Here is a 12,121-nt window from a genome sequence, read left to right on the forward strand (position 1 = left end):
AGCCTGCTCACCCATCTGCGAAACCCGTTACTGATCAAGCTTTTTGGCCTGGGCTTCGTGCTGATGGGCGGGTTCGTGACCGTGTACAACTTCTTGGGGTACCGATTGACCGCCCAGCCGTTTCACTTGTCGTCGTCGACGGTGGGCATGTTGTTCCTGCTCTATCTGGTCGGAACCGTCACCTCGACGGTCGCGGGACGGCTCGCCGACCGTAAGGGGCGCGCTCTCGTGCTCGGGGTCGCCATGCCGATCACCGCGACCGGCCTGCTGGTGACCATGCCGCACACCCTGGTCGCGGTCGCCGTCGGAGCCGGCGTGTTCACCGGCGGCTTCTTCGCCGCGCACACAGTGGCGAGCGGCTGGGTGAGTGCCCTCGCCGAGCGGGATCGCGCCGAGGCGTCGGCGCTGTACCTGTTGGGCTACTACCTGGGCGGGTCGGTGGCCGGCGCACTCGGCGGCCTGGTCTACCGGGGCGGCGGCTGGCCGGCCACCGTGGGATTCGTGACCGCTCTGCTGGTGGCAGGGCTGCTGCTGGCCGCGCTGTTGGTTCGCCAGACTCCCGCGCGGCAACTGAGCTTGGCGTCCTAAACGCTCTGTGTAAGAACCACTTTCACGTCAGCTGACGTGCTTGTCGAACCACTCGATCGGAACCTCGGGGTGCACGCCGAAGAAGTTGTAGCCGTCGAAGCGGCGATCGGTGCCCTCGATCCAGTGCAACCGCTTCTCCGCGACCGGGATCGCGTCGTAGATGTCCTGCACGTCCTGCGGCCGGGTCATCGTGTCGTCATGCACCTGCGCGACCAGCGTCGGCACGGTGACGGCCTTGACGTGCTCTAGCGGCGACTGCTCGGACAGGCGGAATCCGGTGCGCTCGTGGACCGCTTTGTCGAACTTCTCGTAGCCGTCCTTCATCCCGATGCCTTTGACGAACTCCTCCACGATGTAGCGCCCGGAGACCGGCTGCAGCATCACCATGGCCTGAATCTCGGAGAACTCGTTGGGGTGTTTCGACCAGGCGACCGCCGTCGAGTCGGCTCCCAGGCACACCGATAGCAGGGCCTTCTTCATTTTCTTGGTTTCCGGACGAGCCGCGGCGTAGCGCAGCGAGCCGATCACGTCGCGGTACTCGGTCAGGCCGATGCCGGCGATGCCGCCATTGCCCTGCCCGCTCATCCCGTGGTTGCGGATGTCGTAGGCGAGGACGTTGTAGCCCGCTTCGTGCAAGGCCTTGTATTCGGGCAGGAAGTTGACTTCGAATCCGCCCAGGCCGCCGAACTCGGGAAGATGGCCCGGGTAGCCGTAGCGGTTCCCCGGCAGGAAGTGGTTGTGGATGATCAGCCGGTCGGAGTCGGCGGGAATGAACCAACCTTCTAGCGGTACCCCGTCCATCGATGGGAAGAAGACGTCCTCGTAGTCCAGCCCGACCTCGTCGGGACGTCGAAGGACCGGAGCGCGACGCCCGGCCGTCGTCGCGGTCGTCCACAACTGGACGAAATTGTCGAATGCTGTCTGCGCCTGGTCTTCGTTCGGCATGTCTGCTGACCTCATTTGTTCGTCGTGAATACGTTGCTACGACGGACGCTACGTACGCGTAGCGGGGTTAGGGAGGCGCTTCTTATTGGGGGGACTGGCAGCCCCTGCCTGAGAGCCAGTGTTCCCCCTAACGTTGCGGTATGAACCTCGCCAAGGACATCAGGGAGTTCCTGATGACGCGCAGGGCGAGGATCGGGCCCGAGCAGGTGGGCTTGCCGTCAGGTCGGCGACGTCGAGTGCCCGGGCTGCGCCGCGAGGAAGTGGCGCAACTCGCCGGCGTCAGTACCGAGTACTACACGCAGATCGAGCGGGGCAACGTCGGCGGCGTGTCCGACGACGTACTGCATGCAGTGGCGCGAGCGCTGCAACTGAGCGATGACGAGACGGCCCATTTCTTCGACCTAGCGCGAGCGGTGATCGGCGCTCGTACGGGGACCCGCACCAAGCGGGGGGCGAGCCAGGCGATTCCCGACGGCGTGCAGGGTCTGATCGACAATCTGGGCACGTCGCCGGCGATCGTCATGAACGGCAGCCTCGACATTCTTGCGGCGAATCGGCTCGGCCGGGCCTTGTACGCCCCAGTGTTCGACCGGGCGACCGGCGTGCCGAACCTCGCCCGGTTCATCTTCTTCGACACCTATGCGGAGGAGGTTTTCCCGGAGTGGGAAAGGACGGCCGATGAGGCCGTCGCGCTGCTGCAGGCCGAGGCCGCGCGCTCACCTCATTCGCCGGCGATCACCCAGGTCGTCGGCGAGCTGGCGACCCGCAGCGAAGCGTTCCGCACCCGCTGGGCCGCCCATAATGTCACCGCGCATCGGCATGGTGTAAAGCGATTCCGCCATTCCGAGTTCGGCGAGTTATCGCTGATGTACAACGTCTTCGCCGTCACCGCGGCGCCGGGACTGTCGTTGGTCGGATACACCGCGGAACCCAATTCCCCGGCTGCACAGGCGTTGCAGATTCTGGCCAGCTGGAGTCTCAAGGCGCAATTCGCGCCGGATCCGAGCTGGACCGAACGCGATACACCGAGCGCCGCCACCGACTAGTCACGACTTTCGGGTATAGCTGTTCAAGCAGTGGCGACGAACACGTCGGCAACGCTCTTCTCGGTCCGAATGCAGACCTACTAGGCTGCGACCGGAATCGAAGGGGGATTCTCGTGAAGATCAGGCTGCTGATAGCAGTCGTCGTGCTCGTCTCGTCGACGGTGATGGGCTGTCACTTCGCGTCCAGAAACCCGCCGACGACCAAAACACTGAAGGTCCCCATGGCTGACGTGTTGAACCAGAGCGACATCACGCAGAGCATCACCCTGACCGTCGGCAACACGCTTTACGTGAAGTTGGGTTCCAACTACAGCACCCCGTACCGGTGGAAGCCGGACATGAAGGTCGGCGATTCGGGGGTCGTCAAGCAAATCGATCACCAGTTTGTGCAGCCATCGTCCGACGCGTTGGGAGCGCCGGGCACCGAAGTGTGGACTTTCGAGGCGCTGAGGCCGGGTAGCACGACGATCAGCACGACCTATAACAGCTTCGTGGGCAAAGACTCCAACCCGTCGTGCACCTACACCGCCACCGTGACGGTGCAGTAACCCACTCTCTGGCAAACGACTGCGCGCCGACTATCCCTCGGGCTACGGTCTACGGCGTGTTGGGATTTCTCCGGAACTTGTCCGAGATCGGCAAACTGCCCGCCGCGCTTAGTGAACAACTCGAAGCCGAGGGCATCATCTTCAGCGCGGGCAAAGTCGGGGTGAACCGGCACTTCAGCGGCCATGTGCCCGGCGTGTATTCGGCCTCCGGCGTTTCCCGCTACACGGGAGCGTTCGCTTTCTCCGCCGCCCGGATCGTCGCCACCTTCCCCGCGCGAGGCGACAGCCGGCTGCGGTCCATCGACTGTCCTTGGGACACCAACAGGGGTCCGGCGAGGGCCGCTATCACCGACAAAGGCATCAACATCGAGATCGACCTGCACGGCGTCGACCCCGCCTTCAGCGGCTCGATGAAGCTCAACTACAAGAAGAAGATCCCGGACGAGGTACTGCAAGAACTTCCCGCGACCAAGCTGCGCTTCTCGGTCGAGCCGGTCTTCGTCTACCGCGCGGCCGGGGTGCGACTCAAGTCTTGAACGGCCACCTGGCGTTGTTTCGCGTAGACCTCGGCCAGGAATTGCTCCACGGCCACCGCGGTGTGCGCCGCGCGGGCCGAGCCGAAGATGTCGAAAGCGTGCTGAGTGAACGGCAATTCGGCGTAGACGACGGGCTGCGTGCTGACCTGCCGCAGCCGCTCGACGAACGTGCGCGCCTGCTCGACGTAAGCCAATGAGTCGTTGCGGCCGTGCAGGACGAAAAACGGGGGAGCGTCGGGGGCGACATGGTTCACGGTTGACGCGGCGGCGAACGTCTGCGCGTGAGTTGACGGCCGTTGCTTGATGATCGACTTGATCAGCAGCCCCGGCATCATCGGATGCAGTGTGTTGTCGAGTTGGGTGAAGTCATAGATGCCGTAGAACGGCACGGCCGCCTGAACCCGGGTGTCGGCGTCCTCGAATCCGGGCTGGAACTGCGGGTCGTTGGGCGTGAGCGCGGCCAGCGAGGACAGGTGGCCGCCGGCCGAACCGCCGGTGATGGCAATGAATTCGGGGTCGCCGCCGTACTCGGCGATGTGCTGTTTGACCCAGGCGAGGGCGCGCTTGACGTCCACGATGTGGTCGGGCCAGGTGTTGCGCGGGCTGTGCCGGTAGTTGATCGCCACGCAGATCCAGCCGAGCTCGACGAGGTGGCTCATCAACGGATGTGCTTGTCCGCGTTTGTTTCCCGTCGTCCAGGCGCCGCCGGGGATCTGGAAGAGCACCGGCGCCTTCCCATTTGGGTCGAGATCGGGACGTCGCCAGATGTCCAGGTGGTTGGCGCTGCCGTATTCGCCGTAGCTGATGTCGGAGTCGTGGGCGTAGTCGCGGTAGATCCGCAGCATCCGCAGCAGGCCCGGCGTCTTGGCGGTGCCGCTGCCGGCGGGCCGGCGCCATAGATTCGCCGATTCGGTGAGCCGGTCGGCTCCCAGGCCGCTGTCCAGCGCCTCGGTCAGGGGCACGTTGGCCCGGTGTCCCGCGCGACTGAGGTTGAGCAGGCCCAGGGCCGAGACGCCCGCGACCAGCCACGCCACCACCCGCACCGACCGCGTCAGGCGACGTGCCGTCAACGCCAGTCCGCCCAGCTGGCTGGCCAGCACCTGCAACGGCAGCTCCGTGACGGCCAGCCCGAACATCCAGGAGTACAGCGACGGGAATCCGCCGCGAAACAGCGGCCGGTAGGCGTTGAGCGTGGATGCGGCGGTCATCGCGGTGACCGCCAGCGACGCTATCTGCCGGATGATGTGGATGATTCGCGCTCTTCGCATGGGCCCACCTTATTAGGCGCGCCGACCGGGCAGACCGTGACCAGCTAGCTCACACGAAGACCGACTTCGGCATCACTGTGGGTTTGACCCCGTATCGCGGCCCGCTGAATCCAAGACCCTTCCCTGCCATCGCCATCGCCGGCATTCCGGCCGGCACCGCCGTCACCGGCGCCCCCTCCTCCGCGGCCATGGTCCAGCCCGAGCCCTGCAACGGGGCGGCGCTGGAATTCATCGCCGGCGCCGCCGCGGACCAGGTGGACGGGACCGACAGACCGCCTACCGTGGACGCCTGGCCCGCGCTCACCAGCACGGAGCCCTGGGCCATGCCGGTCGACCCGGCCTGCGCCACCGCCCCACTCAGCCACGGTCCGTCATAGATGCCGGCGGTTCCGAGCATGAACGACGGGACGCCATTCATGGTGTGCGACAACGTCACCGAGCACGCAATGCTTTGCATGGACCACCATGCCGCCGTGTTGACCGCACCGTTGACGGTGTTTTGCACAAGCGTGTTGCTCAAGAGGGGCGGATCCGCCGCCGCCTGAAGCGGGGAGGCGAATTTCGCCACCGTGTTTGGTACGGCGGTGATCGTGTTCGTAAGCCCAGCTTGCGTGTTGGCGCCTGCGACCGCGGCTGTTTGAGCGGCGACCCCGCCCGGGTTTGTGGTCGGCGCCGGCGGCGTCATCGGGTCCAACTGCCCGGCAGCCGCCGACGATGCGGCGTAGCCGTACATGGCCGCGGCGTCTTGAGCCCACATCTCGGCGTAGTGCGCCTCGGTAGCCATGATCGCCGGCGTGTTGATCCCCAGGAAGTTGCTCGCGACGAGCGACGCCAGCTGGGTTCTGTTGGCCGCGATCAGCGGCGGGGGAACGGTCATCGCGTATGCGGCTTCGAAGGCCGCCGCGGACGCGGTGGCCTGCGCAGCTGCGCGCTGGGCGTGGGCGGCGGTGCCGGTGAGCCACGTGATGAACGGGTGAGCGGCGGCGGCCGCCGCGGACGACGCCGGACCCATCCACTGTTCACCGGTCAGCTCCGTCACCACCGATTCGTATCCCGCTGCGGCGGTACTCAATTCGCCGGCCAGCGCGCTCCATGCGGCCGCCGCCGCCATCATCGGTCCGGCGCCGGCTCCCGCGTACATGCGTGCCGAGTTGACTTCTGGGGGTAGTGCTCCGAAATCCATTGTCCTGCACTCCTTTTAGATAAAGTCTGATTTTCTTTAGACGCCGGTCGGCTTGGGCATCACGGTCGGCTTGACGCCGTAGCGCGGCGCACCCAATCCGCCGGCCCTGCCGGCCGTGGCCATCGCGGGGACGCCGGCCGGCACGCCGGCCACCGACGGGCTCTGTGGTGCAGGCGCGATCCAGCCGGTCAACGTCGCTGTCGTTGGCGGCGTTGCCGAGTTGCTCGCCAACGTGCCCCAGCTGGGCGGCACCGACAGCCGGCCGACCGAGGCGGCCTGTCCGAGGCCTGATTGTCCAAGACCCACTCCCATGGATGCCCCGGCAGAACTCGCCGGGGGACTGACTGCGCCGGTCAGGGCCGGCGCGGGCCAGACTGCCGATATCGGGGCCATCGAGTCGGGCCTGACGAGCAGGCCACCGCCCGCCATCGCAAGCAGGTCCGAGGTCGCCGAGCTGAAGTTGCCCAAACCGATGTCGGTGACGTTGGCGAGGGGGCTGTCACCGGGCGGGTCGGTTGCGGCGTTGGGGCTCAGCGCGTTGGCGGCCGCCGAGCGGCCCGAGGAGGGCAGTTGGGCTGCTGCTGTGTTGGCGGCCTCCGTTTCGCGATAGGAGCCGGCACTGGTGCCCAGGGTGTGCACATACTGCTCGTGAATCGCCGTGGCCTGGGCCCTGATCGACTGGTACAGGTGCCCGTAGGCGTTGAAAAGCGCCGCTTGCAACGCCGAGATCTCGTCGCTTGCCGCGGGCGCTATCGCGGTGGTTGGGGGTGCGGCGGCCGCGCTTTCGGCCGTCAACGCCGAACCAAGGGTCTCGAGCTTGCCCGCCGCGTAGAGCAAAGCCTCGGGTTGCGTAGTCACAAAGGACATCGGTGTCTCCTTATGGAATTGGTCGGGGGTATGGGAATGCCCGACTTCTGGCGGCTAAAAGCCGCCAATTCCATTGGACGCCGATCAGGCGGAACAGGAAAGGTCCGACACGCGCCGCAGCGCGCGTAATATATATTTGCTGAAATGCGAGTTTACGCGGTATTTACAGCACTATTTAGTTTGCTGGCTGGGTTGGAAATCGTCTGATACCGGCCAGCCGGCCGGAGTCCAGCATCGAGAAACCCGACGAGGCGTTCTAGTTCGCCTCGGCCCTGCTCTCGAGGGCCTTTACCACGGACGGGTCGTTTTCGGTCAGTCCGACCTTGGACGCGCCGCCGGGTGAGCCGAGCTCGGCGAAGAAGTCGGCGTTGATCTGGGTGTACTCGCTGTGTTCGGCGGGCAGATCGTCCTCGTAGTAAATGGACTCCACCGGGCACACCGGCTCGCAGGCGCCGCAGTCGACGCACTCATCGGGGTGGATGTAGAGCATGCGAGCGCCCTCGTAGATGCAGTCGACGGGACATTCTTCGATGCATGCCTTGTCTTTGATGTCGACGCAAGGTTCGGCGATCACGTACGCCATTGACGTTTCCTCCCTCGTGGCTGTAAGCGGTCAGCCGTTTGCGATCCGGGGTAGCTCGCTCAGGCTGGATAATTTAGCGCGTGGATGTCCGTGGGGCCAGCACTCCTTACTCGGAGTCGGCGGCGGTTGCACGGGTCATGCTGTCCATTTTTCGCGTTCCGACGTCTGGCGGGTAGGGGTGCTGGCGTTGTGGAGTCACAAGTTGTCGTTGTGACACACGGTTTGGTTGTGATGTGATCAAACCATGCCGCTCAGCCCCCGAATGCCCGAACTCGCCTCATTTGAGATCTTTTTGGCGATCGCCGAGACGGGCAGCCTCGGCCGCGCCGCGCGCGAACTCGGGTTGACCCAGCAGGCGATATCACGGCGGCTCGCGACGATGGAGGCCCAGATCGGGGTCACACTGGCGGTCCGGACGACGCGTGGCTCGCAGCTCACGCCCGCGGGAATGATCGTCGCGGATTGGGCGGCCCGCCTGCTGGAAGTCGCCCACGAGGTCGACGCCGGGATGGGTTCGCTGCGCAAGGAGGGACGCGAGCGAATCAGGGTGGCGGCCAGCCAGACGATCTCCGAACAGCTGATGCCGCATTGGCTGCTGTCGCTGCAGGCGGAGTCGACGCGGCGCGGCGACAACGCGCCCCAGGTCATCTTGACCGCCACCAACAGCGACCATGCCATCGCCGCGGTGCGCGACGGCACCGTCGATCTCGGCTTCGTCGAAAACCCCGGCACCCCTAAGAGATTGGGCAGCTGTGTGGTGGGGCAGGACGAGTTGGTGATCGTGGTCCCGCCGGGCCACAAGTGGGCCAAGCGGTCCCGGGTCGTGACAGCTCGCGAAGTCGCACAGACGTCTTTGGTTGCCCGCGAACCACATTCGGGCATCCGCGATTCACTCACGGTGGCGCTGCGTCAGGCGCTGGGCGACGACATGCAACAGGCCCCGCCCGTATTGGAATTGACATCCGCGGCGGCGATGCGTGCCGCCGTGCTGGCCGGGGCGGGTCCGGCGGCCATGAGTCAGCTGGCGGTGGCCGACGACCTCGCGATCGGCCGGCTGCACGCGATCACCATCCCGCAGTTGGACCTGCGGCGTAAGTTCCGCGCCATCTGGGTCGGTGGGCGCAACCCACCCGCCGGGGCAATCCGGGACCTGCTCAGCCACATCACCAGCCGGGCAACGAAATAGGACTCAGGCGGCGACGTCGGCGGCAACCGCGTCGTCGTAGCGGTCCAGCACGGTCTCGGCCACCAACCGGTGCGACCCCAGCGGCGAGGCCATCGGAATGCCGTTGTCCCGTGCGTAGTTCGAGACACCGTCGGTCAGCAGTCCCGGCGCCAAGAACCACGGCGCGATGACGAGCCGGCCCGCGCCGCGCCGCCGCAGATGATCGGCGGCCCGTTCCACCGACGCCTCGGGCCGGGTGGCGAAGGCCGTCGTGGCCGCGGCCCAGCGGGTGCCGATCGCCAACCGGGACGCCACCTTTGCGGTGCGTGCGTTGGCGGCGAGGTTCGACGAGCCGATCGCGACCACCATCACCCCGAGGTCCTCGTCGAGCGGGGAAACGCCGACCTCGGTGAGACGTTCGCGCAGCACCGACACCAGCCGATCGTCCTCACCGAGCACGTCGGCCTGACGTATCCCGTGCGCGCCGGCCTCCGCGATCTGCTTCGGGATGTCCAGGCGCGCGTGGTAGGCGCTGGCCAGCAGCAGCGGGGCGACCACAGCGCTTCGACTGTCCGGCAATGCGCTGAGCACGTCGGCGAAGTTCGGCGCGTTGAGCTCCAGAAACGCCAGCCGCACGTCGAGGTCCGGGCGCATCCGCGCAAGCCGGTCCGCCACGGCCTCGGCGTTGGCGCCCGACCGCGGATCCCGGCTCCCGTGAGCGGTGAGTACGAGCGTGCTCATCGCAAGTCGGCTTCCTCGGCCCGCAGCGCCCAATTCGCGAAACGCTCGCCGTTCTCCCGTTGCTCGACGAACTTGCGGGTCACGCGGTCGATGTAGTCGCCGAGCTCGTCGCTGGTGACCTTGTGCTGACGCAGCTTTCGGCCGAACCCGCTCTGCTCGCCCAGGCCGCCGCCGAGGTGCACCTGGAAACCCTCGACCGATGTACCGTCCCCGTTGTCGATCCACTGACCCTTGAACCCGATGTCGGCGACCTGGATTCGGGCACACGAGTTCGGGCATCCGTTGAGATGGACCGCGATCGGGACGTCGAGCTTGGAGTTGATATCGGACAGCCGCTGCTCCAGTTCGGGAACCAAAGACTGTGCGCGAACCCGGGTTTCGGCGAAGGACAGCTTGCAGAATTCAATACCGGTGCAGGCCATCAGGTTCTTGCGCCACGACGACGGGCGCGAGTGCAGCCCAAGCGCATCCAGTCCTGCGACCAGCTCGTCGACCTTGTCGTTGGGCACGTCGAGGATGACCAGCTTCTGGTACGGGGTGAACCGCGCCCGGTCGGCGCTGGCCTTCTCCATCAGGTCGGCCACCGCTGAAAGGATGGTGCCTGTCACACGCCCGGCGATCGAAGCGACGCCGACGGCGTTGAGCCCGTTCTTGATCCGCTGCACGCCGACGTGGTCGATGGGCTGCTTGACCGGCACCGGGGCCGGGCCGTCGATCAGGCGACGGTTGAGGTACTCGGTTTCGAGAACGTCGCGGAACTTCTCGACGCCCCAGTCCTTGACGAGGAATTTGATGCGGGCCTTGGCGCGCATCCGCCGGTAGCCGTAGTCGCGGAACAACATGGTGACCGCTTCCCAGACGTCGGGGACCTCGTTGAGCGGAACCCACACGCCGAGCCGCTGGGCCAGCATCGGGTTGGTGGACAGGCCGCCGCCCACCCATACGTCCAGGCCCGGTCCGTGCTCGGGGTGGTTCACGCCGACGAACGCAACGTCATGGGTCTCGTGGGAGACGTCCTGCAGGCCCGAGACCGAGGTCTTGTACTTGCGCGGCAGGTTGGCGTACTCGGGGTTGTTCAGGGCGCGGCGAAGGATCTCGTCGATGGCGGGGGAGGGATCGAGCACCTCCTCGAGCGAGTCGCCGGCCAGCGGCGAGCCGTGGATGCCGCGTGGGCAATCGCCGCAGGCCTCGGTGGTCTCCAGCCCGACGGAATCGAGGCGACGCCAGATCTCGGGGACGTCCTCGATGCGAACCCAGTGCAGTTGCAGGTTTTCCCGGTCGCTGATGTCAGCGGTGTCGCGGGCGAATTCGGTCGCGATCTCACCCAGCGTGCGCATCGTCTGCGCCGACATGGCCTTGCCGTCGGTGCGCACCCGCATCATGAAGTACTTGGCTTCGATCTTTTCGATGTTCTCGTCGCCGGTCCAGCTGCCGTCGTAACCCTGCTCACGCTGCGTGTATAGGCCCATCCACCGGAATCGCCCCCGCAGATCCTGCGGGGCGATGCTGTCGAAGCCCTCTTTGGCGTAGACGTTGAGGATGCGGTCGCGCACGTTGAGCGGTGCGTCGTCGTTCTTGAACTTCTCCGCATCGTTGAGGGGTTCGCGATCACCCAGCGCCCACTGGCCCTCGCTGCGGGTCTTGGCGGGACGGGCTGTGGTCATGTGCTGGTCTCCTTCGCGAAGAATTGCCTTCGCGGTGGTTATGAATCGCTCGGAGGGCGGCAAATGGGCTGGGCCGCGGCTCAACGATGATGTTGTCGTTGGTACCCGTAAGTGCTGCATCGGACCTACGGGTCGCGATTTCCATGCTGCACCATTTACGAATGCATCAGTAGAGGTAAAGCGTTGTGAGGGCACAACCGCTGGTTGTGTGTGCGCCTTCACGTTCTGCGCGGCAGGGCCTTCCGGTTGTCCCGTATCGAGTCGACATGGAGCCGCGCCTGATTCGCAGTAGTGTGGCCCTAACTGCTTGCCCCGGTTGAAAGGTTCGTATGAGTTCCACCGATATCCACAACGTCATCGTCATTGGTTCGGGCCCTGCGGGGTATACGGCTGCGTTGTATGCCGCGCGTGCGCAGTTGGCGCCGCTGGTGTTTGAGGGGACGTCGTTTGGTGGGGCGTTGATGACCACGACCGAGGTGGAGAATTATCCGGGTTTTCGTGATGGCATCACCGGTCCGGAGTTGATGGATCAGATGCGCGAGCAGGCGCTGCGTTTTGGCGCTGATCTGCAAATGGAAGACGTCGAATCGGTTTCGCTTGAGGGCCGGGTGAAGTCGGTGGTGACCGCGGATGGGAAGACCCATCGGGCGCGGGCGGTGATTTTGGCGATGGGCGCCGCAGCCCGGTATCTGGGGATCGCCGGGGAGCAGGAGTTGCTCGGGCGTGGGGTGAGCTCGTGTGCGACCTGTGATGGGTTTTTCTTCAAGGACCAAGACATCGCGGTGATCGGGGGTGGGGACTCGGCGATGGAGGAGGCCACGTTTTTGACCCGGTTGGCCCGCAGCGTCACCCTGGTGCACCGCCGCGAGGAGTTCCGGGCCTCGCGGATCATGCTGGAGCGGGCCAGGGCCAACGACAAGATCACCATCCTGACTAACAAGGCGGTCGAGGCCGTGGAGGGCAGTGACACGGTGACGGGGTTGCGGT

13 protein-coding genes are annotated in these 12,121 nt (G+C 65.7%); 6 read left to right on the forward strand and 7 right to left on the reverse strand.

Features of this window, described 5'->3' with window-relative positions:
- Positions 1–588 (forward strand): MFS transporter (locus JOZ00_RS00965; RefSeq protein WP_293338537.1); only part of this gene is annotated, 588 nt, incomplete at its 5' end.
- A 27-nt stretch (positions 589–615) separates the two neighbouring features.
- On the opposite strand, the gene JOZ00_RS00970 is transcribed toward JOZ00_RS00965, so the two are convergent.
- A complete protein-coding gene (locus JOZ00_RS00970; RefSeq protein WP_293338539.1) occupies positions 616–1,533 on the reverse strand; it encodes an alpha/beta hydrolase in 918 nt (305 codons plus the stop codon).
- A 140-nt stretch (positions 1,534–1,673) separates the two neighbouring features.
- Between JOZ00_RS00970 and JOZ00_RS00975 the strand changes: the two genes are divergently transcribed.
- The 3 genes from JOZ00_RS00975 (at position 1,674) to JOZ00_RS00985 (ending at position 3,663) form a co-directional block, all read left to right on the forward strand.
- Entirely contained in the window at positions 1,674–2,579 is a 906-nt protein-coding gene (locus JOZ00_RS00975; protein WP_293338541.1) for a helix-turn-helix transcriptional regulator, read from the forward strand.
- Between the two features lie 113 nt (positions 2,580–2,692).
- Entirely contained in the window at positions 2,693–3,127 is a 435-nt protein-coding gene (locus JOZ00_RS00980; RefSeq protein WP_293338543.1) for a protease inhibitor I42 family protein, read from the forward strand.
- 56 nt (positions 3,128–3,183) lie between these two features.
- On the forward strand, positions 3,184–3,663 hold the full coding sequence (locus JOZ00_RS00985) for a hypothetical protein (RefSeq protein ID WP_293338545.1): 480 nt from the start codon (positions 3,184–3,186) through the stop codon (positions 3,661–3,663).
- On the opposite strand, the gene JOZ00_RS00990 is transcribed toward JOZ00_RS00985, so the two are convergent.
- The 4 genes from JOZ00_RS00990 to fdxA form a co-directional block, all read right to left on the reverse strand.
- On the reverse strand, positions 3,630–4,931 hold the full coding sequence (locus JOZ00_RS00990) for an alpha/beta hydrolase (protein WP_293338547.1): 1,302 nt from the start codon (positions 4,929–4,931) through the stop codon (positions 3,630–3,632). The genes JOZ00_RS00985 and JOZ00_RS00990 overlap by 34 nt on opposite strands.
- Before the next feature lie 49 nt (positions 4,932–4,980).
- A complete protein-coding gene (locus JOZ00_RS00995) occupies positions 4,981–6,114 on the reverse strand; it encodes a PPE family protein (protein WP_293338549.1) in 1,134 nt (377 codons plus the stop codon).
- A gap of 36 nt (positions 6,115–6,150) precedes the next feature.
- Positions 6,151–6,981: a PE domain-containing protein gene (locus tag JOZ00_RS01000; RefSeq protein WP_293338551.1), complete on the reverse strand. Its 831-nt coding sequence runs from the start codon at positions 6,979–6,981 to the stop codon at positions 6,151–6,153.
- Positions 6,982–7,237: 256 nt separating this feature from the next.
- On the reverse strand, positions 7,238–7,564 hold the full coding sequence (gene fdxA / locus JOZ00_RS01005; RefSeq protein WP_293338553.1) for a ferredoxin: 327 nt from the start codon (positions 7,562–7,564) through the stop codon (positions 7,238–7,240).
- Positions 7,565–7,808: 244 nt separating this feature from the next.
- On the opposite strand from fdxA, the gene JOZ00_RS01010 reads away from it, so the two are divergent.
- Positions 7,809–8,750 (forward strand): LysR family transcriptional regulator, encoded by a 942-nt coding sequence (locus tag JOZ00_RS01010; protein ID WP_293338555.1) that lies wholly within the window; start codon positions 7,809–7,811, stop codon positions 8,748–8,750.
- Between the two features lie 3 nt (positions 8,751–8,753).
- Here JOZ00_RS01010 and JOZ00_RS01015 read toward each other — a convergent pair whose 3' ends face one another.
- On the reverse strand, positions 8,754–9,470 hold the full coding sequence (locus JOZ00_RS01015; protein ID WP_293338557.1) for a sirohydrochlorin chelatase: 717 nt from the start codon (positions 9,468–9,470) through the stop codon (positions 8,754–8,756).
- Complete coding sequence (locus tag JOZ00_RS01020; protein WP_293338559.1) at positions 9,467–11,134, reverse strand: nitrite/sulfite reductase; 1,668 nt, start codon at positions 11,132–11,134, stop codon at positions 9,467–9,469. Before JOZ00_RS01020 ends, JOZ00_RS01015 begins: the two co-directional genes overlap by 4 nt.
- Positions 11,135–11,463: 329 nt before the next feature.
- Here JOZ00_RS01020 and JOZ00_RS01025 point away from each other — a divergent pair.
- Positions 11,464–12,121 (forward strand): FAD-dependent oxidoreductase (locus JOZ00_RS01025; protein WP_293338561.1); only part of this gene is annotated, 658 nt, incomplete at its 3' end.

It is taken from the genome of Mycobacterium sp. (assembly GCF_019243155.1).
In the GTDB taxonomy this organism is placed as follows: Bacteria; Actinomycetota; Actinomycetes; order Mycobacteriales; family Mycobacteriaceae; genus Mycobacterium.

Excerpts from the sequence above, each read along its gene's own strand:
- JOZ00_RS00970 (WP_293338539.1), bottom strand. The coding sequence starts at position 1,533 with ATGCCGAACGAAGACCAGGCGCAGACAGCATTCGACAATTTCGTCCAG.
- JOZ00_RS01020 (WP_293338559.1), bottom strand. The coding sequence starts at position 11,134 with ATGACCACAGCCCGTCCCGCCAAGACCCGCAGCGAGGGCCAGTGGGCG.
- fdxA (WP_293338553.1), bottom strand. The coding sequence starts at position 7,564 with ATGGCGTACGTGATCGCCGAACCTTGCGTCGACATCAAAGACAAGGCA.
- JOZ00_RS01010 (WP_293338555.1), top strand. The coding sequence starts at position 7,809 with ATGCCGCTCAGCCCCCGAATGCCCGAACTCGCCTCATTTGAGATCTTT.
- JOZ00_RS00975 (WP_293338541.1), top strand. The coding sequence starts at position 1,674 with ATGAACCTCGCCAAGGACATCAGGGAGTTCCTGATGACGCGCAGGGCG.
- JOZ00_RS01015 (WP_293338557.1), bottom strand. The coding sequence starts at position 9,470 with ATGAGCACGCTCGTACTCACCGCTCACGGGAGCCGGGATCCGCGGTCG.
- JOZ00_RS00995 (WP_293338549.1), bottom strand. The coding sequence starts at position 6,114 with ATGGATTTCGGAGCACTACCCCCAGAAGTCAACTCGGCACGCATGTAC.
- JOZ00_RS00990 (WP_293338547.1), bottom strand. The coding sequence starts at position 4,931 with ATGCGAAGAGCGCGAATCATCCACATCATCCGGCAGATAGCGTCGCTG.
- JOZ00_RS01000 (WP_293338551.1), bottom strand. The coding sequence starts at position 6,981 with ATGTCCTTTGTGACTACGCAACCCGAGGCTTTGCTCTACGCGGCGGGC.